This is a genomic window from Stenotrophomonas sp. KH_029 (assembly GCF_057839765.1).
The window spans coordinates 2,827,231-2,848,777 of sequence record NZ_CM174498.1 but is presented as its reverse complement, the minus strand read 5'-3'; the positions used below and the strand labels follow the sequence as shown (position 1 = coordinate 2,848,777).

Below are 21,547 nucleotides of genomic sequence, written 5' to 3'. Positions count from 1 at the left end.
GCGAATATCGCTGTTGCGGATGTCCACGTTGGAGTCAACCGCCCAAACGCCATAGGAGGTTGAGCCGCCGTCCACACGGGCACCGTCGAGAAATACAGTTGAGCCAGTTTCCGTAGATATTCCCAATGTCTGGGCACCTGTGATCACGCGAAGCGTGCCCCCCTCGCGCACCTGCCATTCCTCCGCTGCATCGCCTGGAACGACGGTATGTTCACCGTCAACTGGCACGACGGCGGCCCGCGCTCCGGCCGTCATGCCGCATACGGCGATCGCACCCGCCAGCAATGAGCGGCGGAGGATTCCATGGCGGGGCAAATTGCGGCGTGAGGCAACAGAAGGGAGAGCATTCATCGGAGTGGCCTGTTCAAGAAGGGACGTATTCGTCGCCAGGGCAGCTGGGCATGCGACCGGCGAGGAGGCACTGATTGCGGAGAAGGATAGGAGCTACCTATCGGCCTCGCCATACAACAAATACGAGATATTCCAGATTCACCTTTACCGGTGGGGCTCTCTTCAGCTGCCCGTGCAGGGATGGCGAGTCTCTTCAGCGGCCGCCCGACGATGGGCGAAGGCTCGCCCTCATCTTGTGAGCGATTGGTGAAGAACGTGGTCGTAGGGGGCTACCTGAGCCAAGCCGCCAACACAGCCTCGCCCTGCGCGGTGGGCGTCAACACGCGCGAACCCGGTACCGGGCGGAGCAGATCCTGGTCACGCATCGCCTGCAGTACGGCCATGCCCAGTTGGCCGGCCAGATGAAAGCGCCGTTCGCTCCAGTCCATGCAGGCACGCAGCGCAGGGCGGCGCAGGGCCGGGTCGGGCAGGGCGATGCCCAGTGCCCGAAGCCCCTCGCATCCGGTCGGGGTCAGCTGCCATGCGCCGGCGTCGTCGAGGATCCAGCCCCGATCGTGCCAATGCTGGGTCAACTGCACCGCGATTTCGCCGGCCAGATGGTCATAGCAGACCCGCGCGCGTCGCAAGCCTGCGTCTGCCGGCCCCAGGCGATGGGCCGGATGCGGCGGCGCCGACAGGTTGAGCAGGGCTTCCAGTGCATGCGCCACGTCGGCATTGGCCAGCCGGTGGTAATGGTGCCGGCCCTGCTTCTGGATCGCCAGCAGGCCGCCATCGATCAGCTTGGCCAGGTGGGCGCTGCCGGTCTGCGGGGTCACGCTGGCTTCCCGGGCCAGTTCGCCGGCGGTCCTGCTGCGGCCATCCATCAACGCCGACAGCATCCGCGCACGGGTGGGATCGCCGATCAGGCGGGCAATGCTGGCGATGGGAGGCAGGGCGGTCATGCTTCGATACTGGCCGAAGCATCAGGTGATCGGCAAGACGGACACTGCACCATTGCCCATACCGGTGTACGAATGAAACGCAGAACGATGCTCGCCTGTTCCGGGCTTGCGCTGGGGGCCGGCATGATCGGCGCCGGTAATAGCCGCCCGTCGCCGTTGCGCACGGCGCAGGCCATCCGCTTGCCGTGGCGCCATCAGGGCGAGTTGTTGCCGCTGGCCCTGCATCGCCAGCCGGCGGCCGGCGAGGTGGTGCTGTACGTGCATGGCGCCACCTTCCCCAGTGCATTGGCGGTGGGCTGGAAGATGCACGGGGTGTCGTGGATGGATGACCTGCAGCGTGCCGGTTTCGATGCCTGGGCGCTGGACTTCGCCGGCTATGGCGGCTCGGCACGCCCGGCGGTGTTTTCCGCGCCGGCAGCGGCGGCGCCGCCGTTCGGCCGGAGCGAAATGGCGGCCGCGCAGATTGCCGCGGCACTGGCGCATATACGGCGCGAACGGCCGAACGTGCGCATCCATCTGCTCGCCCATTCCTGGGGCACGCTGCCGGCGCAACGCGCGGTCATCGACAATCCGGACGCGATATCGCGGCTGGTGCTGTTCGGCCCGCTGGTGCCGCGTGAAGGAGCGGCCGGCAGCGCCGGCCCGCACGATGCATGGACGTTGATGGATGCCGATGCGCAGCGGCCGCGGCAGCGCACCGGCATTCCCGATCATGTGCCCACCCCGGTCGATGCTGCCGAGCTTGATCGCTGGTGCAGCGCGTATCTGGCCAGCGACCCGACGGCCGGGCAAAGAACGCCGGCGTCGGCGCGGATCCCGAATGGACCGGCCGCCGATGTTGCCGCCTGCTGGGCGGGACGCTCGCTGGTGGACAGCGCCAGGATCCGGGCACCGGTGCTGATCGTCCGCGGCGAATGGGACCATGTCACCACCGATGACGATGCCCGGCGCCTGTACGCCGACCTGCGTGGTTGTTCGGACAAGCGCGACGTCAAGATTTCCGGTGGCAACCACTGGCTGCATCTGCAGCCGCGGCGCCTGGCGTTGTGGGCGGCTGTGCGCGGTTTCCTGCAGGGGGATTGAGCCAGGCGGCGCGCCGCACTTCCACGGTCGCTTCCGGGCTACCATGCCGCCATGAACACGCCCTCGGTCGATCCCAATGCCCCGCGCCTGCTCGGGTTCGATGTGCCCGACCTGCATGCGCAGGTGGACCATGCCCAGGACGAAGCGATCATCGCGATGCTCGATGTGGAGCCGTCGGCGCAATGGCTGCAGGTATTCGACCTGCACGTGGGCGCGTTGAAGGGTGAGCTGGGCCTAGCCGGGGTGGAGATCGACGGGCGCACGATCCGCTTCTTCGGCTCGATCACCGACAGCCGCCGGCTGGCCAATGAAATCACCGGGTTGATCAAGGACGTGGCGCAGAAACTGGTCAGCCAGGCCTGACGCATGCGGTCACCCGGATCGCCGACGGCGTCGCGCGGCCGATGGTGTTCGGGACGCTGCCGAACCACTACGATCTGATCCCCCCACATGCAACAAGGATCTGACGTGAGCGAACAACTGCCGCCCTACGCGAACCCCACCAGTCCGCTGGGCCAGGCCAAGCGCGTGCGCATTCCGCATCTGCAGCAGATGAAGGAACGCGGCGAGAAGTGGGCGATGTTGACCGCCTATGACATGTACACCGCGGCGATCTTCGAAGATGCCGGCATCCCGGTACTGCTGATCGGCGATTCGGCGTCCAACAACGTGTTCGGCAACGACAGCCTGCTGCCGGTGACGGTGGACGAGCTGATGCCGCTGGTGCGCGCGGTCAGCCGTTGCACGCGGCGCCCGCTGGTGATTGCCGACCTGCCGTTCGGCTCCTACCAGGCCTCGCCGGAGCAGTGCTTCCATACCGCGGCGCGTTTCATGAAGGAAGGCGGCGCGCATGCGGTCAAGCTGGAAGGCGGCATCGAGATGGTGCCGCAGGTGCGCAAGCTGGTGGAGTGCGGCATTCCGGTGATGGCGCATATCGGCTTCACCCCGCAATCGGAGCACCAGCTGGGCGGCTTCCGTGTGCAGGGACGTGGTGATGGCGGTGCCAAGCTGGTGCAAGCGGCGCGCGCGCTGGAAGCGGCCGGCGCGTTTGCGGTGTTGATCGAAATGGTGCCGGCCGAGGTGGCCGCGCGGATCACCGCCGCTGTGTCGGTGCCCACGGTCGGCATCGGCGCGGGCATCGATTGCGATGCGCAGGTGCTGGTGTGGCAGGACATGGCCGGGCTGCGCAGCGGGCCGCTGCCGCGCTTCGTCAAGCAGTACGCCGATATGCACGGCCTGCTGCACAAGGCCGCGCGCGACTTCGCTGCGGAGGTCGAGGCAGGCCAGTTCCCCACGCCGGAACATTCCTTCGCGTCGTGAGGCGATGTGGGTGGTGCGTTGCCCGGCCGTCCTAGCCGATGGCGCGCACCACTTCCTCGATCAGAACCGCGTAGCAGGCCAGGAAATAGACCTTGAGCAGGGCGGGGTGTTGCTTGTGCAGGAGCGCGCGCATGGGCGTGGGCTGGCTAGGTGGACGCCCCGATTGTGACGAATGCGTGAATTTGAGGCAATCATCACAATTTAAATGCAGTCAGCGACGTGAGGTCTGCCTGACCGCGCTGCCGGCCATCGCCGCAAACCCTTCTGGAACAAGGGTTTTTCGCGTCGCGTGGGGCTTCGGCAGGGGCGGGCACTGCGGATTCGGTGGGAGCCGGCCGGCACTACCGCAGCAGGGGCAGGGCGCGGGCCAGCCGGCGCAGGCCGACCGCAGCGACGGTGAGGGTCAGCAGCAGCGGCCATTGCTGCAGGAACAGTGCATGGGTGACTTCCCAGGCCGTCCAGGTGTCGCCGAACACGCGTGCATCCGGTGGCCCAATCCGGATCACCAGCAGCACGGCCAGTGCGAACACGCCATCGCCCCGCCATGGCGCGCGGCGCACCGGCGACAGCCGATCGACCAGCAGCAGGGCCGCCAGCACCGCGGCCGCGGCGAACACCGCGTGCAGCAACAGATCGCTGCGTTCGTAGGTATACGGCAGCGAGGGCAGTTGCCAGCCCAGGTGTCCGGTGCGGATCGTTGCGGTCAGGGCGCCGGCGTAGCCGATCGACGCGGCGGCAAGCAGTGCGACATCGGTGGCGATGCGCAGCAGGCGCTTTGGCCAGGAAAGTTTGTTGCATGGGGTGTCGCGCAGGTAAGGCATGGCCGGTGCGTGGAGACGGGCAGCAATCTCAACAGATCCATGCCGCGTTGTCGCGGCGTGTCCCATAGCGATACAGTCGATGTTCGGATGCGTCGTGCATTCAACACCAGGAGAAACAGCATGATCAGGCCTTTGCGTGCCGGCGATCTGCCTGCGGCCAGCGCACTGTGCATGGACGCTTTCACGCACGCGGTGGCCCCATCGCTGTCGGCGCAGGGGATCGCCACGTTCGCCGCGGTGGCAGCCCAGGCAGCGTTCGCGCAGCGGATGACGCTGGACAATGGGATGTGGGTGTTCGATCGGGACGGCACGCTTTACGGCGTCGCCGAGCTCAGGCAGGGTCGGCATGTGGGGCTGTTGTTCGTCGCTCCTAATTGCCAGCGGCAGGGCGTGGGCCGCGCGCTGATGGAGGCACTGCTTGCCCATGCACGCGCACCAGAGGTGACGGTAAGCGCATCGCTGAACTCGGTGCCGGCCTATCAACGCTATGGATTCGACTGTACCGGCCCGGTTGCCGAAGCAGCCGGGCTGGTCTACCAGCCGATGCAGCGCCCGCGGCTGTTGGCGGCATAAGCGACGCGGCAGCTTCACGCTTCCGCCGCACTGCGCTCACGGGCGCGCGACGGTGCCATCGCTAGCGTAGGGGCCTGACAGTCATCCCGTTTTCGGGAAAGGATCAACATGATCAAGTGGGCCATCATCTTCGCCATCATCGGCCTGATTGCCGGTGCATTGGGCTTCGGTGGCATCGGTGGCGCGGCCATCGGCGTGGCCAAGTTCCTGTTCTGGGCCGGCATCATCATCGCCGCGATCCTGTTCCTGCTTGGCATGACCATCGCCAAGAAGGTCGCCTAGCTGGCGCACTGACATACGGGTGTAGACATCAGGGCCTGCGCAGCGATGCACAGGCCTTTTTGTTGGTTGTTCGCCTGCGCGTGGAGAACAGGTGGGTCCGAGCCGTGCTCGGACAACGCGCTGCCGGAACCAAGCGCGTCCGAGCGTGGCTCGGACCTACCCACCCGGATGCATCATCGGCTGCTACCTGAAATAGAACGACACGCCCAGCCCGGCCTGCAGGTCGGGGCTGTCTGCGTCCAGGCCGAGGTCGAATGAAGCGTCCAGCTGCACGCGGCGGGCCACCATCCAGGTCAGGCCGGCACCGGCGATGGCGGTGGACGGCGCGCCCTGGGTGTGGGTGAAGCCGGCTTCGACGAAGGCGCCGACGTTCTCGCTCAAGGCCACGCTCAGGCTGGGCGACCAGCTCAGGCTTTGTTCGCCCGCGCCACGTACCGCATTGGCGTACAGCGCGCCGGACCAGCGGTCGTTGAAGGTGTATTCGTAGCTGGCGCCCAGCGCGTATTGCGGGCCGCCGGCGCTGAAGTCGCGCTCGCCGGTATCGAAGGTGGTGCTGGCCAGCAGCGCCCAGGCGTGCCGGTCCGATGCCGACGGCAGCGCGACCTTCAGTGCCACGCCGCTGTCGCCGGCGCCGCGAAGGGTGCTGGCCGGCTGGCCGCGTGGCGCCACCCGCAGCCGGTTCCAGGGCGTGCCGAAGGCCTGCAGTTCGACCCGCTCGCCAACGCCCACGCGCACGGTGACGTCGCTGCTGTACTGGGTGGACAGCACGCCCTCGCCATCGCGGTCGCGCGCCAGGCTGGGCAGGCCCAGCTCCAGGGCGACGCCGCCGCGCGGCAGGGTGGTCGGCGAGAAGCCCAGACCCGGGCGGTCGAACGCCGGGGCGTCGTCATCGCTGGCCACAGCCAGCATTGGAACGGTGCACAGCAGCAGGGCCAGGGCGGCGGGAGCGCGCATGGGGATCGTCGTTGCAATCAGGCATCACAGCCTAATCGACGCGCTGTCAACGCACCATGGCGATGGCTCCCTTCAGGGCTGCGGGCGGGTCAGTGCGAGCAGGCCATCGAGCAGGCGGTTGGCGCGCGGACGGCCGTCGGCATCGACCGGGTCGGCCAGCGATTGCAGCCAGAAGCCGTGCGCGGCGCGGCGCGCGGCGGTGAGGTGGTGATCCTGGCTCTCGCCGGGGTGTTTGAGCAGCTGTTCCTGGATCCAGCGTTTGAGTGCCTGCGCGATCTGCGGGTCCGGGCGGCCGCGGGGGGCGCCCGGGCCGGGGTCGTTGGGTGCCAGGCAGGCGTGGAAAATCGCGGTGACATAGGCACGCGAGAAGCGTCCGTGCGGCATCGGGTCCTGTTCGATCAGGGCCTGCACCGCCTGGTCGAAATCGACCAGGGCCTGGGCCAGCAGCGGATCATCGGCGTATCCGGCGCTGCCGATCATTGGAAAAGGGCGGCTCATGCGGGCTCCGTGGGGGCGTATCAAAAGGCGAAGGTGCCGGCAGCTAGTGCATGGCGCGTGCCTGCGGCAGCCGCGGCGGTGTACTGCCCGGCTGCAGCAGCACGTGGTTCAACAGTGCGATCACCCGTTCGCCCTGGCCATCGCAGGCCAGTTCGAAGGTGGTCTGCCCGCCCAGGGCGGGCAGGGGGGTATGCAGAATCCATTGCAGTACGACGTGGCGATCCGGCTCGATCTGCAGGGCAAGATCGGCGACACGTCGTACGATTCCCTGGCGCATGGTCAGAATCCGTAGCTGAGTGAAAGGGCGGCCGAGTCCATGTGGTCTGCGTCGGTCATCGGGCTGTCGTCCACCGCATCGGACAACAGGGTGCGGCGCAGCGACGCGGTGGCGGTCCAGCGCGGGCCCAGCGGCATCACCGCCAGCAGGTCGACATAGGGCGCCACACCGCTGCCGGCGCGGTAGCGGGCCAGCCCGCTGCGTGCCGCTTCGGCCGCGCCCACCCCGAAGTAGTAGTCGTTGAGGCGGCTGCTGGCATAGCTTGCGCCCACGCCCGGCACCAGGGTGACCCGGCCGACGGGCAGCGGGTAGGCGTACTTGGCATCGGCCGCCAGCCCGCCACCATGGCCGCTGATCTCGCGCTGCACATCGGCCTGCAGCAGGCCCCATGCCGCGTTGTGGCGTACCGCCACGCCGGCCATGGCCGAGAAGTTGCGGTTGGACAGCTGGCGCAGGCGCATGTCGTCGCTGTCGTTGTGCTTGAAGCGCATCATGTACGGCGACACCATCACCGACACTTCGGTGTGCTGGTTGTCCAACAGGCGGTAGCCGAGGGTGCCGCCGCGGAAATAGAACGACTTGCCCTCCCAGCTGCCGACGGGGGCGGCCAGGGTGTCGGTCCTGTAGCCGGCATACGGCGATTTGAGCGCCACCACTGCCACGCCCAGCGCGGTGCGTGGCTTGGTCGCGGCCGATTCGGCCGCCGTGGCGGCGGTGCCGGTGAGCAGGGCGGCCAGGGCCACGCACGCTGCGGCGGTACCGGCCAGGCGTGCCCGGGGACGCGGGGAGGGGCAGCTGCCTGCGGGGGAGTTGGGGGGATTGGAACGCACGCGCATCTACCTGCCAGACGGGAAAGCCAAGCGCGCATGGTGCCGGGGTTACATTGTCGGAACGTTGCGCCGGGCTGCGCGGTACCATCCACAGCTTCCGCCCCCGTGCCCACCATTGCCATGCGCATCCTGCTGCTCGAAGACGATCCCGAACTGGCCAGTGCGATCCAGGCCAGCCTGGGCCGGCACGGCATGGTGGTGGATGTGGTCGGCAGCATGGCCCGGGCCGCTGAGGCGCTCAAGCCGGCGCTGCACCAGATCCTGCTGCTGGACCGGCAGCTGCCCGACGGCGACGGTGCCGGCTTCGTGCGCATCGCGCGCAGCCTGGTGCCCAACCTGCCGGTGATCATGCTGACCGCACGCGATTCGGTGGCCGACCGCGTGGTCGGCCTGGACGTGGGCGCAGACGATTACCTGACCAAGCCGTTCGCGGTGGAGGAGCTGCTGGCGCGGATCCGCGCGATCTCGCGGCGGCCGTCGCAGATCGCGCTGCCGGTGCTGCTGCTGGGCCGTCTACAGTTCGATTTCGTCGCGCGCCAGGCCAGTGTCGACGGCGTGCTGCTGGCCTTGCCGCGCCGGCAGCTGCTGGTGCTGGAAGCCCTGGCGGTACGCCAGGGCCGCACGGTGGCGCGCGCGGCATTGCTGGAGGCGGTGTACGGCTTCGACGATGCGATCCAGTCCAATGCGCTGGACGCGCACGTGTCCAAGCTGCGCAAGGCGCTGGCCGAAGCCGATGCGCGGGTGGAAATCCACGTCATGCGCGGGATCGGCTACCTGTTGAAGGACGTCGCATGAAATTCCTCAAGCCCGGGTCGCTGTCGTTCAGCCTGGCCTGGAAGATCATCCTGATCCAGATCACCATGGTGGCCATGGGGCTGATCGGCATGATGCTGGTCTACGGCGATCGTGACGCGGCCTACATCGATTGGGGAATGAGCGAATCGATCGCGCGTGCGATCCATATCCAGGACGATGCGCTGCAGGTGGATTGGGCCGCGCTGGACGCGGCCGCGCAGGACCGCCCGGCCACGTTCTGGTTTGCCGCCGCCGATGAGAACGGACACCAGCTCACCCATGGCGAGGTGCCGGACATGTACCGGCCGCTGGTGGCACAGCTGCCGCACATCGAACCGATGGATGTGCGCACGCGTACCCGCGGGGTGGAACTGGCGATGCGGGTGTGGGTCACCGAGCTGCCCGAAGGGCGCGTGCACGTGATGATCGGCGGGCTGCCCTCGCGTGGCCTGTGGCGGCAGATGCAGGTGATGATCCGCTACCTGAGCGGCTGGATCACCCTGCCGTTGATCCTGATCACCCTGGTGGTGGCGCCCTGGGCGATCCACCGCTCGCTGCGCGGGGTCAACCGGGTCGCCGCGCAGGCTGCGGCGATCCAGATCAACGAGCGCGGCGGCGGCCTGGATACCCATGCGGTGCCGCAGGAAATCTTCCCGCTGGTGGATGCGTTCAATGCGGCGGTGCGCCGCATCGGCGAAAGCTACGATGCGCAGGATCGTTTCCTGGTCGGCGCCGCGCATGAGCTGCGCATGCCGATCGCGATCCTGGCCACGCGCATCGCCGACCTGCCGGCCGGGCCGGTGCGCTCGCGGCTGCAGCGTGACCTCAGCCGGCTTGGCAACATTGCCGAGCAGCTGCTCGACCTGCAGCGCCTGGACCATCACCGCAGCCAGTCCCAGCGCGTGGACCTGGCGGCGTTGACCGCCGAGGTGGCCGCCGATGTGGCGCCGCTGGTGCTCGATGCCGGCTACACCTTCGCGGTGGATGCACCGGACGCACCGGTGTGGGTGCGTGGCGACCCGCATGCGCTGCACCGGGTGGTGGCCAGCCTGCTGCAGAACGCGATCGCCCATGGCGGCGACCGCGGCATGATCAGCGTGGCGCTGCAGCCCGATGGCGTGTTGTCGGTCAGCGATGAAGGTTCCGGCGTGCCCGAAGCGGCACGCCAGGAAATCTTCGAGCCGTTCCATCGGCTGCGCCCCAGTGGCAGCGGCAGCGGCCTGGGCCTGTACCTGGCGCGCGAGATCATGCTGCGCCATGGCGGCAGCATCGCCGCCGAAGCGGCGGCAGGGGGTGGTGCGCGCTTCGTGGTGGCCCTGCCGGTGGACCGCGCGCCGCCGCCGGAACGGCAGTAGATCCGATCCATGATCGGATGCACCTGGGTCGGATGCGCTTGCCTGCGTACCGCGCGGCGTAGCATGTGCGCATCCCACCCGATCCAAGGCAGGTCTGCATGTCCGCTCCCGGTCCGTCGCTGTTTGCCCGTATCGGCCAGGCGTTGTTCGGCGGCAACATGCTGCAGGGCACGGCCAAGGCGATCATCTGGGTCGGCAGTTATGTGGGGCTGCTGACCCTGCTGCTGGAAGTGCTGCGGCCGGGCTGAGTGCCTGGTCGTATGCGCATGCCGGCTGTCCTGCGTGTCCGCGCGGCGGTGGGGCCCAAGATGGTCAGCTGGGCGCCTTTGCGTGCCTGCATTCCTGGCCTGGCTGCAGGTACAGGCGGCCGCCGGCAATTGACCGGGTAGCGGTGTTGCGTGCGCGGCGCCATCAGGCATCAGCCCGATAGTTGATCGGGATGACACCACTTTCAGACGAATCCTATTCAGCTGCCCCGGTGCCCGACCTATCGTGCACTCGAGGCTTGGACGCCTCACGTCATCAGACGCCATCGCGGCAGTGCCGGCCAACGCCGGCCGCCAGCCGTGTTGCCACCTGCCAGGGACGCCATCGAGGAGCCAACCATGCTGATCAAAGTGCAATGCCAGGACCGCCATTGGCACGTAGTCCACCCGGCCCAGCCCGACCCGGTCGCGTTCCTCGACGGTGCGCTCGCCTTTGATTTTGCCGACCGCCTGGCCCGCGAACACCACGACCGCACCGGTGCTGCCAGCGCGGTGCGGGTGGAAGCGTACGACGCGCATGTGGACGCGGTGCGCTACGGCTGAGGCCGGTGCCGGTCGTCGCCGAACGTGCGCCGGGCCGATGTGACCACGCCGGTGTCCATCCGGTCAGCCGCGCGTCGGTTACCTAAATAGGGGATGAAATCAGCGACTTCTGGCCTATGTCCGGATGCCTGCCGATCGCCGATGCTGTGCGCATTGACCACACAGCAACGAGGCAGCAGGCATGAGCAACAGGCAGAAGACGCAAGGAAAGCGGACGTGGCTGTGGGTGTTGGTGCCGTCGATGCTGGCGCTGGGCGCCACCGCCCAGGCGCAGCACTACGACGACCGCTACCGCGATGAGGGTTACAACAGCGGCCCGGTGCGCTGCGAATCGATCAAGGGCCGCACCCAGCAGTGCCCGTTGCAGGGGCGCGCGCGGCTGGTACGACAGATTTCCGGCTCGCCGTGCGTGGAAGGCGAAACCTGGGGCCAGGCCCGCAACGGGGTATGGGTGACCCAGGGTTGCCGCGCCGAATTCATCGCCGAGGGTCGCGGTTCGCACGGTGGCGGCTGGGGCGGCGGTGGCCATGGCAATGGCGGCGGCTGGGGCGGCGGACGCGGTCAGGTGATCAGCTGCGATTCCAACGACCATCGCCTGCGCCGCTGCAATGTCAGCATCCGACGCGATGCCCGGCTGGTGCGCCAGACTTCCAGGACGGCCTGCGTGGAAGGCCGCAGCTGGGGCTGGGACCGTGACGGGGTGTGGGTCAACGGCGGCTGCCGCGGTGAGTTCCAGGTCAACTGAGTTGCGGGCAAGCCCTGACTCACGAATCAGAAAAACCTGATACAGCGCACAGTTTGAATGGATTAACGTGCGGACGGGGCAGGCCCGCTGGGGCCTGCCTGGATGCAACGACGGCCGTCCGCAAGGCGCTGCCGTTGCCTGGCAGCCCCTGTTGTCTCACGGAGGAGGGAAGCGCATGTTGATCCGCCTGCAACTGGAGCACCGCCAATGGCGCGTGCTGCACCCGGACAAGCTGGAATCGTTCCGTTTCCACGACAGCGCCAAGGCGTTCGATTTCGCCGATGCGCTGGCCCGCCTGCACCACGCCGAAACCGGCCAGTGCAGTGCGGTGCGGGTGGAAGCCAGCGGCGCGTATGTGGAGGCAGTGCGCTACGGGTGATGGCGGCTGCCCGGCTGCTGTTGCTCCCGGGTGTACGTTTGCCGAGCGTGGCTCGGCACTACCATGCTCCCGGGTGTACGTTTTGCCGAGCGTGGTTCTACCGGCGCGCGTCCGCTCAGCCGGCTGCGCTGAGCGGCTGGCCCTGCCGGGCCAGTGCCGGCCAGCGCGCCAGCACTGCAGTGCGGATGCCGGCGGCGTCGATGCCGGCTTCGGCCAGCAGGTCTTCGCGGCTGGCGTGGTGCTGGAAGCCGTCGGGCAGGCCAAGGTGCAGGAACGGCTTGAGCACCTGCTCGGCATTGAACAGTTCGGACACGCCCGAGCCGGCGCCGCCGGCCACCACGTTGTCTTCGATGGTGACAAAGCCCTCATGGTGCTGGGCCAGTTCCAGCAGCAGGGCACGGTCGAGCGGCTTGATGAATCGCATGTTGACCACGCTCAGGCCCAGCTCGCGGCCCACCGCCTCGGCGGCCGGCACGGTGCTGCCGAAGGCGAGCAGGGCGATGCGGCTGCCCGGCACGCGCAGTTCGGCCTTGCCGATCTCCAGCGTGGACAGGTCGGTGCCGGCGGCCACGCCGGTGCCGCTGCCGCGCGGGTAACGCACCGCCGCCGGGCCGGTGTAGCGCAGGCCGGTGGTCAGCATCTGCCGGCATTCGGCTTCATCGGCCGGGGCCATCACCACCATGTGCGGCACGCAGCGCAGGAAGCTCAGGTCCAGATTGCCGGCATGGGTGGCGCCATCGGGGCCGACCACGCCGGCGCGGTCGATCGCGAACAGGACATCCAGTTCCTGCACCGCCACATCGTGCACCAGCTGGTCGTAGGCGCGCTGCAGGAAGGTGGAGTAGATCGCCACCACCGGCTTGGCGCCCTGCGTGGCCATGCCGGCGGCCAGGGTCACCGCGTGCTGTTCGGCGATGGCCACGTCGAAGTAGCGTTCCGGGTATTCCCTGCTGAAGCGGACCAGGCCGGAGCCTTCGCGCATCGCCGGGGTGATCCCGAGCAGGCGCGGTTCGGCGGCGGCGGCGTCGCACAGCCAGTCGCTGAAGACGTCGGTATAGGTCGGCTTCTTGGCCCCGCCCTTGGCGACCAGGCCCTTGTCCGGGTCGAACGGGCCGACCGCGTGGTAACCGATCTGGTCGCCTTCGGCGCGTTCGTAGCCCTTGCCCTTGGTGGTCATCACGTGCAGCAGCTTGGGCCCCTTGAGGGTCTTGAGCGTCTTCAGCGTGGCGATCAGCGCCGGGATGTCGTGGCCGTCGATCGGGCCGGTGTAGTGGAAGCCCATTTCCTCGAACAGGGTGGAGGGCACGAACATGCCCTTCCAGTGCTCTTCCCAGCGTTTGACGAAGCGCGCCGATGGCGATTTCTTCTTGTCGCCGAGAATCTTCTTGCCGCCTTCGCGCAGGGCGTTGAGGGTGCGGCTGCCGGTGGCGCGGCCGAGCATCTTGGTCAATCCGCCGACCGCCTCGGAGATGGACATGTTGTTGTCGTTGAGGATCACCAGCAGGTTCGGCTCGGGGTCCATGCCGCCGGCGTGGTTGAGCGCCTCATAGGCCATGCCCGCGGTCATCGCACCATCGCCGATCACCGCCACCACCTTGCGCTCGTCGCCCTCGCGCTGGCGGGCGATCGCCATGCCCAGCGCAGCGGAGATCGAGGTGGAGGAATGGCCCACCCCGAAGGTGTCGAACGGGCTTTCTTCGCGCTTGGGGAACGGCGCCACGCCGTCCTTCTGCTTGACGGTGTGGATCTCGTCGCGGCGGCCGGTCAGGATCTTGTGCGGGTAGGTCTGGTGGCCCACATCCCACACCAGCTGGTCGACCGGGGTCTGGTACAGGTAGTGCAGCGCGACGGTCAGTTCGATCACGCCCAGGCCGGCGCCGAAATGACCGCCACTCCTGCCGACCGATTCGATCAGGTAGGCACGCAGTTCATCTGCGATGGCGGGCAGTTCGGATTCTTCGAACCTGCGCAGGTCATCCGGTGACTGGATGCGCGACAGGCGGGGATAGCGGGCGGAGTCGATCATGTTTATCGCGCTTGTTCTGAGCGCCTATTTTCGCCCCCAAACCGGGGTGGGGCAAGCAAACCGCCTTTTCAGTGAGTAAACGGTGACGGGCCCTGCGTCAGTTGGTCGCAGGTCAGGCGGCCAGCTTGGAGCGTTTGGGCAGCTGCGCCTTCAGGAAGGCCATCTGGTCGGCCAGGATGTTGCGGTTGGACAGGATCATGTGTTCGATCCAGCTGGGCCGGTACGGCACGGCCAGCAGCGGCATGCCGGCCTGCTGCGGGGTGCGGTCGCTCTTGCGCGAGTTGCAGTGGAAGCAGGCGCTGACCACGTTTTCCCATACATCCAGGCCGCCCTTGGACAGCGGCAGGACGTGGTCGCGGGTCAACTGCGGGCGATGGAACTGCTGGCCGCAGTACAGGCACAGGTGCGCGTCGCGCGCGAACAGCGCCTGGTTGGACAGGTTCGGGGTGGGGTCCAGCGCACGCGAACGGGCATGGCCGCGGGCGGCGATGATCGGGTGCAGGTCCATGCCGCTGCGCAGGCCGGTCGAACGGCTGGTGCCGCCGTGGATGTGCAGGCAGGGGTCGCCCAGGGTCCAGGCGACGGCATCGCGGGCGTAGAGGCAGGCCGCATCCTGCCAGGTGATCCAGTCCAGTACGCGCCCGTGGGCATCCAGGGACAACAACCGGACGCTGCCGGGGCGGTGCGGGGAAATCACCGGCGATGCTTCGGCGACCGGGGCGGACATCGCTCCGGTATCGATCAGACCTAGTCGTGTAGTGTCTGTCTCCATCGGGAAAACAGCTTATACCCAATTCGCAACGATTCGGTTGGGCATTCCACCTGAACCCCGCGCCGTTGGCGCGCCCCCTTTAACAAAAAGGGGGCTTTTCTCCAGAAGGGGCGTCGATCGTGCCGACCAACGGTCGGCACCTACCGCGGCAGAACCGCCAGAGGTAGCCACCGGCCGTTGGCCGGTGGACCAGCCGGGCGCTCAGCCTTCGCCGAAATGCGCGTCTTCCATCGCCATCAGCGACTCGGCGCCGGCCTCGATCGCGGCGGCATGGCTCAAGGTGCGCGGCAGTACGCGGGCGAAGTAGAAACGCGCGGTTTCGCGCTTGGCCTGCTTGAACGCCTCGGTCTGCGCCGATGCGTCGGCGGCGGCCACGCTGCGTGCCCACCAGTAGGCCAGCACCACATAGCCCGAATAGAACAGGTAATCGAAGCTGGCCGCGCCCAGTTCATCGGGGTTGCCGGCCGCCCGCTGCAGGGTGGCCAGGGTCAGCTTGCCCCACTGGTCGGCCTTCTCGCGCAGCGGGGCGATGAATTCGGCCACTGCCTGGTTGCCCTCATTGGCCTGGGCGAAGGCCTCGATCTCGGCCAGCATCAGCTTCAGCCCGGCGCCCTGGCTGGAAGCGGTCTTGCGCCCGATCAGGTCCAGGGCCTGGATGCCGGTGGTGCCTTCATACAGCGTGGTGATGCGCGCATCGCGGGCCAGCTGTTCCATGCCGTGCTCGCGGATGTAGCCGTGGCCGCCGAAGCACTGCAGGGCGTTGTAGGTGTTTTCGATGCCCCATTCGGTCTGGCAGGCCTTGGAGATCGGGGTGAGGAAGCTGACCAGGGTGTCGGCGCGCTCGCGTTCGGCGGCATCCTCAGCGTGGTGGGCCACATCGATCAGGGTGGCCGCATGCAGCGCGAGCAGGCGGCTGCCTTCGACCAGCGACTTGATGGTCAGCAGCATGCGCCGCACGTCCGGGTGGACCAGGATGGGGTCGGCCGGCTTGTCCGGGTTCTTGGGGCCGCTCAGCGAGCGCGACTGCAGGCGTTCGCGGGCGTACTTGAGCGCGTTCTGGTAGGCGCGCTCGGACAGGCCGATGCCCTGCAGGCCCACCCCGAGGCGGGCGGTGTTCATCATGGTGAACATTGCCTGCAGGCCCTTGTGCGGCTGGCCGACCAGGTAACCCTGTGCGCCGTCGAAGTTCATCACGCAGGTGACCGAGCCCTTGATGCCCATCTTGTGTTCGATCGAGCCGCAGCGCAGGGCGTTACGTTCGCCGACGTTGCCGTCGCGGTCGACCTTGAACTTGGGAGTGACGAACAGCGAGATGCCCTTGGCGCCGGCCGGGGCGTCGGGCAGCTTGGCCAGGACCAGGTGGACGATGTTGTCGGTAAGGTCGTGCTCACCGGCGGTGATGAAGATCTTGGTGCCGGTGATGGCGTAGCTGCCGTCCGCGTTCGGCTCGGCCTTGGTCTTGAGCAGCCCCAGGTCGGTGCCGCAATGCGGTTCGGTCAGGCACATGGTGCCGGTCCAGCGGCCTTCGATCAGCGGCTTGAGGAAGGCCTCCTGCTGCCAGGCTTCGCCGTGCTGCTTGAGCGCTTCGATGGCGCCGTGGGAGAGCAGCGGGAAGTTGCCCCAGGCCAGGTTGGCGGCGTTGATCATTTCATTGAGCGGTACGCCCAGGGTGTGCGGCAGGCCCTGGCCGCCCAGTTCGGGGGCGGCGGTGAGGCCGGTCCAGCCGCCGTCGACGAACTGGGTGTAGGCCTGCTTGAAGCCGGGCGGGGTGGTGACTTCGCCGCTGGCCTGGTCGAGTGCGCAGCCGATTTCATCGCCGACGCTGTTCAGCGGTGCCAGCACGGTGCTGCTGAAGCGGCCGGCTTCTTCGAGCACGGCGTCGATCACATCGGCAGTGGCGTCGGCCAGGCCCAGGCGGGCGAACAGGGCTTCGGCCTTGAGGACGTCGTGCAGGGCGAAACGGATATCGGAAAGCGGGGCGGTGTAGCTGCTCATCGTCAGGTCTCGATCAGGTGCAAAGGGAGGCGGGCGGGCTGCCGGTCAGCGCAGCACGCCGGGCAGGCCGGGGGCCTGGTTGAGGGTGCTGCGGCTGTCGATGTCGAAGCTGCGCTGCTTTTTTTCCTGCGGGGTGGCGCTGACCGTGCCCTTGAGCGCATAGCCCAGGGTACGGTTGCTGGCCAGGGCATCTGCCATGAGCAGGCGGGCGCCGGAAGAGGGCTGCAACTGCAGGGTGATGACGTCGGCCGAGACGCCGCCGATCGACAGGGCCGGTTGGGTGGCCAGGGTGCCGGCGTCTTCGTCGCCGACCTTGAGGGTCAGTTTGACCTCGTCAAAGCGCATCGGCATGGAGCTGAAATTCTGCAGCCGCAGGGCCACGTCCCAACCGCCATCGGCGCGCACGGTCAGCTGCTGGACGCTGGCGGCCGGCGGCGAGACGCGTTTGACCACGCCGGTATTGCAGGCGGCCAGGGCCAGGGCGGAGCCGGCGACCAGGGCGACGATCAGGGCGGTACGGAAGCGGTGGTGCATGGGCGCAATCCTCGTGCGGGTGCTGCGTGAGCCAAAGCATACTACGGCGTATGGTGATTTTGCCGGCGTTGCGGCCGGCAGGTGAAGGGTAGTGGTTGTAGGGCGGGTTTGGGGTGCTGGGCTTGAAGCCGAAGCCGAAGCCGAAGTCGAAGTCGAAGCAAGAGCTTGGCAGCTGGCGGGTGGCCTGGGGTGGGCGGGCGTGGGTGGGTTGGCGGGACACGCCGTGAATACGTCCATGTAGGCTCGGCGAAAACATCCATGTTTTCGACGGTCCCGCCAACCCACCCACGCCCGCCCTTCCACACATGGCTGGTGTGCCGGGGAAGATCAAACGCAGCGCGATCGAAGGCAGTGGAGCGGGGCGCCAGCATTGGGTGGAGAGGAGTAGTGCCGAGCAAGCTCGGCACCTACCCACCAAACCTTCTTTGCTCCCCTCACAGGAAGAAACAGCCGGCTTTTCCCTTGCGCACCAGCCAATTGTCGGAGGGGCGGGTCGTATGGGTTTGCAGGACCGTCGAAAACATGGATGTTTTCGCCGAGCCTACAGGGACGTATTTACGGCGTGTCCTGCAAACCCATACGACCCGCCCCCACCAGCGACAGACAAGCAATGCCGCTTCGCTCTATCGCTCCAAAGCCTCAAAGCCTCAAAGCCGCTCCACCGCTTGCCCCGCCAAGCCCGTAAAGTCGGCCCAGGGAGCAACGAACCTCCACACCCGATGGCGGAACACGCGCGCCGGTGCATCTTGGTTGTTCAGGGGGGTACGAAACATCGCCGCTCATGTTCACTTTCACGGGGAAGTATCCATGCGTTCGTACAAGTTGCAGCCGTTGGCCCAGGCCATCCGCGGAGGCCTGTTGGTGTCGGCACTGGGCGTAGCCGCGCCCGCGCTGGCCCAGCAGGCCAGTTTCGATATCGCCGGGGGGCGTATCGAGCAGGCACTGCCCGAATTCGCCCGCCAGGCCGGGGTCCAGATCATCAGCCCCGCCGTGGGCGAGCGTGACGGTGGCATCGCCGTGGCCGGCCTGCGCGGCCAGATGGACGCGCGCCGGGCGCTGGAGCAACTGCTGGCCGGGACCGGGCTCAGTGTCGCTTCCGATGATGGCCGTACCATTACATTGCGCGCCGATCGTCCATTGCTGGCCTCGCTGGGCGGCAGCGCCGTACTGGCTGCGCAGGCCTCGGCCCCGGCCGTGGCGCCGCCGGCCGCCGAGCCGGCCCGCGACGCACCGGTCACCCTCGACTCGGTCACCGTGGTCGGCACCCAGATCAAGGGCGCCAAATCGGCCGCACTGCTGCCGGTGGCGACCCTGCAGGCCGAACAGATCGAAGCCACCGGCGCGGTCTCCGGCGATGAGCTGTACCGCTCCATCCCGCAGATGGGCGATGTCTCCTTCAGTGGTACCAACGGCGGCAACAGCTCCAACTACGCGCGTGGCGACATCGCCTCGGTCAACCTGCGTGGCCTGGGCGTCGGCAACACCCTGCTGCTGATCAACGGCCGCCGCACCGTCGTGCACCCCACCAGCCAGGCCGACGGCAACCTCGTCCCCGTGCTCGCCTACAACGCCAACACCATCCCGGTGGCCAACCTGCGCCGGGTCGAAGTGCTGCTCGACGGCGCCGCCGCCATCTACGGCACCGACGCGGTCGCCGGCGTGGTCAACAACGTGCTGCGCGACGACGTCGACGGCGGCACCATCAGCGTGCAGCGCGGCATCGGCGAAGGGACCAACCTGCGCGACGTGGGCATCAACGGCCTGGTCGGCAAGAACTCGGCCGACCTGCGCAGCAACGTCACCCTGGCCTTCAACTACTACGCCACCACCGGCCTGAACTCGCTGGACCAGGACTGGACCGGCAGCGCCGACCGCGCGGCGGATTTCGTCGGCACCGCGTTCGAAGGCCTCAGCGGCACCGACAACCGCAACAGCAACAGCCCGTGGGGCAACTTCACCGCGATCGGTCCGCGCGTCCGCCAGGGCACCACCTTCCTGACCACCGCCGCCGGCGCCTTCCACGTGCAACCGGCCACCAACACTGGCTGCAACGCCGCGCTGGCGCCGGGCCTGTGCGTACAGTCCGGCAGCAAGGCCACCGCCGCTGCCGACCGCAACCTGCTGGACAACCAGCAGGTGCAGTTCCCGCTGTCGATCACCCCCGACGTCCACCGTGTCAACCTGTTCCTGACCGGCAAGCACGACTTCGACAACGGCATCACCGCCTTCGGCGAAGCCGGCTGGTACCAGTCCAAGGCGCGCAGCGTGCAGTCCGGCGTCAACACCATCGCCGCGCTGCCGATGACCGTGGCCGCCAGCAACTACTGGAACCCCTTCGGCGCGGCGCGGTTGCCCGATGGCAGCGTCAATCCCAACCGCCTGGCCAACCTCAACGTGGCCGCCGGCGGCATTCCGGTCAGCATCAGCAGTTACCGCTTCGAGCGCCCCACCCAGATCGACGTCAAGAACACCCAGGTGCGCGCGCTGGCCGGCCTGCGTGGCTTCCACTTCGGCTTCGACTGGGAAACCGCCGCGCTGTATTCGGCGGCCAAGGTAGTCGACACCCAGGACGCGGTCAGCATGACCCTGTTCCAGCAGGCGCTGACCGACGCCACCAGCGCGGCCTACAACCCGTTCTGTGGCGGCTGCAACGACTTCAGCAAGCTCGATAGGTTCTTCTACAAGGCCGCCCGCCGCAGCGAGACCGAGCTGTATCTGTGGGACCTGAAGGCGTCGCGGCCGGACCTGCTGCGCACCTGGGCCGGCGACGTCGGCATGGCCACCGGGCTGGAAGTGCGCCGCGAAACCCAGCGCGATGACCGCGACGCGCGCGTGGACGGCAGCCTCACCTATACCGACCCCATCACCGGCATCGGCTACCCCAGCGACATGTACGGGGTCAGCCCGACCCCGGACACCGAAGGCTCGCGTACTGTGGCCGGCCTGTTCGCCGAGTTCTCCGTGCCGCTGGTCTCGCGCGAGATGGGCATCCCGCTGGTGCGTGCGCTGGACCTGCAGGTGGCCGGGCGCGCCGAGCACTACAGCGATTTCGGCAACGTCACCAAGCCCAAGCTGGCGCTGGGCTGGACCGTGATCGACGGGCTCACCGTGCGCGCTTCCTGGGCCAAGGGCTTCCGCGCGCCGAACCTGGAGCAGGTCAACGCCACCGTGGTCAGCCGCTCCAATACCCGCACCGATTACATCCAGTGCGAAGCCGACGTGCGCTCCGGCGCGCTGGGCTCGATCAACGATTGCGGCAGCACCTACCGCTCTTCCACCACTGCGCGGCGCTCGGGCAACCCGGACCTGAAGCCGGAAACCTCGACCAATACCAGCGCCGGCATCGTGTTCCAGCCGCAGTTCATCCCCGAGGATTTCGGCCGCTTCACCTTCGCGGTGGATTACTACAAGTACGAACAGGAAGGCATCATCGGCCTGTTCGGCGAAGGCAACGGCCTGATCCTGGACTACATGCTGCGCCAACAGGGCAGCAGCAACCCTGATGTGGTGCGCGCCGCGCCCACTCCCGATGACATCGCGCGCTTTGCCGGCAGCGGGCTGGAAGCGGCCGGCAAGGTGCTGTATGTCACCGACCAGTACGTCAACATGCAGCCGCAGACCGTGCGCGGGGTGGACTACAGCTTCGCCTGGAGTTCGCCGGAAACCCGCGTGGGCCGCTTCGACGTGGGCCTCAACGGCACCCGCCTGATCGAGTTCTACCGCGACCGCTCGCCGGCATTGCAGGCGTTGGAAGATGCCAAGGCCAGCGGCCTGGTCGATCCGTCCATCGCCATCAGCGGTGGCGGCGACCTGATCGGCGACGGTGGCAACCCGAAGTGGAAGTGGAGCGGCAACCTGACCTGGCGCTACCAGAACCTCACCGTCGGGGCGAGCGCGCGCTATGCCAGCAGCTACCACGAAACCAGCCTGACCCTGGCCGACGGCACGCCGTGGACGGTGAAGTCGCAGACCCTGGCCAATGCCTTCGTCAAGTACGACTTCCAGCAGGAAGGGCTGTTCAGCGGGGTGTCGGTGAAGCTTGGTGCCAACAACATCGCCGACAAGCGGCCGCCGGTATCCGATGACAGCTATGGTTATTCCTCGGCGATCTACCAGGCCTATCCGCGCTATTGGTATGCCAGCGTGACCAAGGCATTCTGAGCCGCGGTTATTTCCTTACACCGCTGCCCGGCCCGTGCCGGGCAGC

At 67.7% G+C, this 21,547-nt stretch carries 22 protein-coding genes; 12 read left to right on the top strand and 10 right to left on the bottom strand.

The window, feature by feature from the left end; translation table 11 throughout:
- Positions 1-620: 620 nt before the first annotated feature.
- On the bottom strand, positions 621-1,292 hold the full coding sequence (locus AC3ITM_RS12920) for an ArsR/SmtB family transcription factor (RefSeq protein ID WP_489265509.1): 672 nt from the start codon (positions 1,290-1,292) through the stop codon (positions 621-623).
- An 87-nt stretch (positions 1,293-1,379) separates the two neighbouring features.
- Here AC3ITM_RS12920 and AC3ITM_RS12915 point away from each other — a divergent pair, with 87 nt between their 5' ends.
- The 3 genes from AC3ITM_RS12915 (at position 1,380) to panB (ending at position 3,695) form a co-directional block, all read left to right on the top strand.
- The gene (locus AC3ITM_RS12915; RefSeq protein WP_489265507.1) at positions 1,380-2,375 is read left to right on the top strand and encodes an alpha/beta hydrolase; all 996 of its coding nucleotides are present in this window, start codon (positions 1,380-1,382) and stop codon (positions 2,373-2,375) included.
- A 51-nt stretch (positions 2,376-2,426) separates the two neighbouring features.
- Entirely contained in the window at positions 2,427-2,738 is a 312-nt protein-coding gene (locus tag AC3ITM_RS12910; RefSeq protein WP_228884409.1) for a hypothetical protein, read from the top strand.
- A gap of 105 nt (positions 2,739-2,843) precedes the next feature.
- Complete coding sequence (panB, locus tag AC3ITM_RS12905) at positions 2,844-3,695, top strand: 3-methyl-2-oxobutanoate hydroxymethyltransferase (protein WP_489265505.1); 852 nt, start codon at positions 2,844-2,846, stop codon at positions 3,693-3,695.
- Between the two features lie 341 nt (positions 3,696-4,036).
- On the opposite strand, the gene AC3ITM_RS12900 is transcribed toward panB, so the two are convergent.
- Positions 4,037-4,516: a hypothetical protein gene (locus tag AC3ITM_RS12900; protein WP_489265504.1), complete on the bottom strand. Its 480-nt coding sequence runs from the start codon at positions 4,514-4,516 to the stop codon at positions 4,037-4,039.
- Positions 4,517-4,603: 87 nt separating this feature from the next.
- On the opposite strand from AC3ITM_RS12900, the gene AC3ITM_RS12895 reads away from it, so the two are divergent.
- Together AC3ITM_RS12895 and AC3ITM_RS12890 are read left to right on the top strand one after the other, a co-directional pair.
- Complete coding sequence (locus AC3ITM_RS12895) at positions 4,604-5,089, top strand: GNAT family N-acetyltransferase (protein ID WP_489265502.1); 486 nt, start codon at positions 4,604-4,606, stop codon at positions 5,087-5,089.
- Positions 5,090-5,197: 108 nt separating this feature from the next.
- A complete protein-coding gene (locus AC3ITM_RS12890; protein WP_228884412.1) occupies positions 5,198-5,371 on the top strand; it encodes a DUF1328 family protein in 174 nt (57 codons plus the stop codon).
- 183 nt (positions 5,372-5,554) lie between these two features.
- On the opposite strand, the gene AC3ITM_RS12885 is transcribed toward AC3ITM_RS12890, so the two are convergent.
- The 4 genes from AC3ITM_RS12885 to AC3ITM_RS12870 form a co-directional block, all read right to left on the bottom strand.
- Positions 5,555-6,325, bottom strand: a complete 771-nt coding sequence (locus tag AC3ITM_RS12885) for a transporter (RefSeq protein ID WP_489265500.1) — start codon at positions 6,323-6,325, stop codon at positions 5,555-5,557.
- A gap of 72 nt (positions 6,326-6,397) precedes the next feature.
- Positions 6,398-6,823 carry a hypothetical protein gene (locus AC3ITM_RS12880; RefSeq protein WP_489265498.1) on the bottom strand — a complete coding sequence of 142 codons (426 nt, stop codon included), beginning with the start codon at positions 6,821-6,823 and terminating at the stop codon, positions 6,398-6,400.
- 43 nt (positions 6,824-6,866) lie between these two features.
- A complete protein-coding gene (locus tag AC3ITM_RS12875) occupies positions 6,867-7,100 on the bottom strand; it encodes a hypothetical protein (protein ID WP_489265497.1) in 234 nt (77 codons plus the stop codon).
- 2 nt (positions 7,101-7,102) lie between these two features.
- The gene (locus AC3ITM_RS12870) at positions 7,103-7,843 is read right to left on the bottom strand and encodes a MipA/OmpV family protein (protein ID WP_489265495.1); all 741 of its coding nucleotides are present in this window, start codon (positions 7,841-7,843) and stop codon (positions 7,103-7,105) included.
- Positions 7,844-8,050: 207 nt separating this feature from the next.
- Between AC3ITM_RS12870 and AC3ITM_RS12865 the strand changes: the two genes are divergently transcribed.
- The 6 genes from AC3ITM_RS12865 (at position 8,051) to AC3ITM_RS12840 (ending at position 12,013) form a co-directional block, all read left to right on the top strand.
- Positions 8,051-8,725 carry a response regulator transcription factor gene (locus tag AC3ITM_RS12865; protein WP_489270103.1) on the top strand — a complete coding sequence of 225 codons (675 nt, stop codon included), beginning with the start codon at positions 8,051-8,053 and terminating at the stop codon, positions 8,723-8,725.
- Entirely contained in the window at positions 8,722-10,080 is a 1,359-nt protein-coding gene (locus AC3ITM_RS12860; RefSeq protein ID WP_489265493.1) for a sensor histidine kinase, read from the top strand. The genes AC3ITM_RS12865 and AC3ITM_RS12860 overlap by 4 nt, the downstream gene beginning before the upstream one ends.
- 98 nt (positions 10,081-10,178) lie before the next feature.
- The gene (locus AC3ITM_RS12855) at positions 10,179-10,328 is read left to right on the top strand and encodes a hypothetical protein (protein WP_489265491.1); all 150 of its coding nucleotides are present in this window, start codon (positions 10,179-10,181) and stop codon (positions 10,326-10,328) included.
- Between the two features lie 357 nt (positions 10,329-10,685).
- Positions 10,686-10,889 carry a hypothetical protein gene (locus AC3ITM_RS12850; RefSeq protein ID WP_489265489.1) on the top strand — a complete coding sequence of 68 codons (204 nt, stop codon included), beginning with the start codon at positions 10,686-10,688 and terminating at the stop codon, positions 10,887-10,889.
- Positions 10,890-11,070: 181 nt separating this feature from the next.
- Positions 11,071-11,634, top strand: a complete 564-nt coding sequence (locus AC3ITM_RS12845) for a DUF3011 domain-containing protein (protein ID WP_489265487.1) — start codon at positions 11,071-11,073, stop codon at positions 11,632-11,634.
- A 175-nt stretch (positions 11,635-11,809) separates the two neighbouring features.
- Positions 11,810-12,013 (top strand): hypothetical protein, encoded by a 204-nt coding sequence (locus AC3ITM_RS12840; RefSeq protein WP_228884424.1) that lies wholly within the window; start codon positions 11,810-11,812, stop codon positions 12,011-12,013.
- Positions 12,014-12,128: 115 nt separating this feature from the next.
- Here the strand turns inward: AC3ITM_RS12840 and dxs are convergent, their stop codons facing one another.
- The 4 genes from dxs to AC3ITM_RS12820 all read right to left on the bottom strand — a co-directional run bounded on the left by dxs (position 12,129) and on the right by AC3ITM_RS12820 (position 17,340).
- Complete coding sequence (gene dxs / locus AC3ITM_RS12835) at positions 12,129-14,039, bottom strand: 1-deoxy-D-xylulose-5-phosphate synthase (RefSeq protein WP_228884425.1); 1,911 nt, start codon at positions 14,037-14,039, stop codon at positions 12,129-12,131.
- Positions 14,040-14,151: 112 nt separating this feature from the next.
- The gene (locus AC3ITM_RS12830) at positions 14,152-14,811 is read right to left on the bottom strand and encodes an HNH endonuclease (RefSeq protein ID WP_489265485.1); all 660 of its coding nucleotides are present in this window, start codon (positions 14,809-14,811) and stop codon (positions 14,152-14,154) included.
- A 201-nt stretch (positions 14,812-15,012) separates the two neighbouring features.
- Complete coding sequence (locus tag AC3ITM_RS12825) at positions 15,013-16,806, bottom strand: acyl-CoA dehydrogenase C-terminal domain-containing protein (protein ID WP_489265483.1); 1,794 nt, start codon at positions 16,804-16,806, stop codon at positions 15,013-15,015.
- Positions 16,807-16,851: 45 nt separating this feature from the next.
- Complete coding sequence (locus AC3ITM_RS12820) at positions 16,852-17,340, bottom strand: LEA/WHy family protein (protein ID WP_489265481.1); 489 nt, start codon at positions 17,338-17,340, stop codon at positions 16,852-16,854.
- 807 nt (positions 17,341-18,147) lie between these two features.
- Between AC3ITM_RS12820 and AC3ITM_RS12815 the strand changes: the two genes are divergently transcribed.
- Positions 18,148-21,501 (top strand): TonB-dependent receptor, encoded by a 3,354-nt coding sequence (locus AC3ITM_RS12815; RefSeq protein WP_489265479.1) that lies wholly within the window; start codon positions 18,148-18,150, stop codon positions 21,499-21,501.
- Positions 21,502-21,547: the final 46 nt, after the last annotated feature.

What these genes read in the sequence shown, in the direction of transcription:
- AC3ITM_RS12860 (WP_489265493.1), top strand. Translation starts at nt 8,722, where the DNA reads ATGAAATTCCTCAAGCCCGGGTCGCTGTCGTTCAGCCTGGCCTGGAAG.
- AC3ITM_RS12815 (WP_489265479.1), top strand. Translation starts at nt 18,148, where the DNA reads ATGCGTTCGTACAAGTTGCAGCCGTTGGCCCAGGCCATCCGCGGAGGC.
- AC3ITM_RS12855 (WP_489265491.1), top strand. Translation starts at nt 10,179, where the DNA reads ATGTCCGCTCCCGGTCCGTCGCTGTTTGCCCGTATCGGCCAGGCGTTG.
- AC3ITM_RS12880 (WP_489265498.1), bottom strand. Translation starts at nt 6,823, where the DNA reads ATGAGCCGCCCTTTTCCAATGATCGGCAGCGCCGGATACGCCGATGAT.
- AC3ITM_RS12830 (WP_489265485.1), bottom strand. Translation starts at nt 14,811, where the DNA reads ATGGAGACAGACACTACACGACTAGGTCTGATCGATACCGGAGCGATG.
- AC3ITM_RS12900 (WP_489265504.1), bottom strand. Translation starts at nt 4,516, where the DNA reads ATGCCTTACCTGCGCGACACCCCATGCAACAAACTTTCCTGGCCAAAG.
- AC3ITM_RS12820 (WP_489265481.1), bottom strand. Translation starts at nt 17,340, where the DNA reads ATGCACCACCGCTTCCGTACCGCCCTGATCGTCGCCCTGGTCGCCGGC.
- dxs (WP_228884425.1), bottom strand. Translation starts at nt 14,039, where the DNA reads ATGATCGACTCCGCCCGCTATCCCCGCCTGTCGCGCATCCAGTCACCG.
- AC3ITM_RS12825 (WP_489265483.1), bottom strand. Translation starts at nt 16,806, where the DNA reads ATGAGCAGCTACACCGCCCCGCTTTCCGATATCCGTTTCGCCCTGCAC.
- AC3ITM_RS12890 (WP_228884412.1), top strand. Translation starts at nt 5,198, where the DNA reads ATGATCAAGTGGGCCATCATCTTCGCCATCATCGGCCTGATTGCCGGT.
- AC3ITM_RS12850 (WP_489265489.1), top strand. Translation starts at nt 10,686, where the DNA reads ATGCTGATCAAAGTGCAATGCCAGGACCGCCATTGGCACGTAGTCCAC.
- AC3ITM_RS12875 (WP_489265497.1), bottom strand. Translation starts at nt 7,100, where the DNA reads ATGCGCCAGGGAATCGTACGACGTGTCGCCGATCTTGCCCTGCAGATC.
- AC3ITM_RS12885 (WP_489265500.1), bottom strand. Translation starts at nt 6,325, where the DNA reads ATGCGCGCTCCCGCCGCCCTGGCCCTGCTGCTGTGCACCGTTCCAATG.
- AC3ITM_RS12920 (WP_489265509.1), bottom strand. Translation starts at nt 1,292, where the DNA reads ATGACCGCCCTGCCTCCCATCGCCAGCATTGCCCGCCTGATCGGCGAT.
- AC3ITM_RS12865 (WP_489270103.1), top strand. Translation starts at nt 8,051, where the DNA reads ATGCGCATCCTGCTGCTCGAAGACGATCCCGAACTGGCCAGTGCGATC.
- AC3ITM_RS12895 (WP_489265502.1), top strand. Translation starts at nt 4,604, where the DNA reads ATGCGTCGTGCATTCAACACCAGGAGAAACAGCATGATCAGGCCTTTG.
- AC3ITM_RS12915 (WP_489265507.1), top strand. Translation starts at nt 1,380, where the DNA reads ATGCTCGCCTGTTCCGGGCTTGCGCTGGGGGCCGGCATGATCGGCGCC.
- AC3ITM_RS12840 (WP_228884424.1), top strand. Translation starts at nt 11,810, where the DNA reads ATGTTGATCCGCCTGCAACTGGAGCACCGCCAATGGCGCGTGCTGCAC.
- AC3ITM_RS12845 (WP_489265487.1), top strand. Translation starts at nt 11,071, where the DNA reads ATGAGCAACAGGCAGAAGACGCAAGGAAAGCGGACGTGGCTGTGGGTG.
- AC3ITM_RS12910 (WP_228884409.1), top strand. Translation starts at nt 2,427, where the DNA reads ATGAACACGCCCTCGGTCGATCCCAATGCCCCGCGCCTGCTCGGGTTC.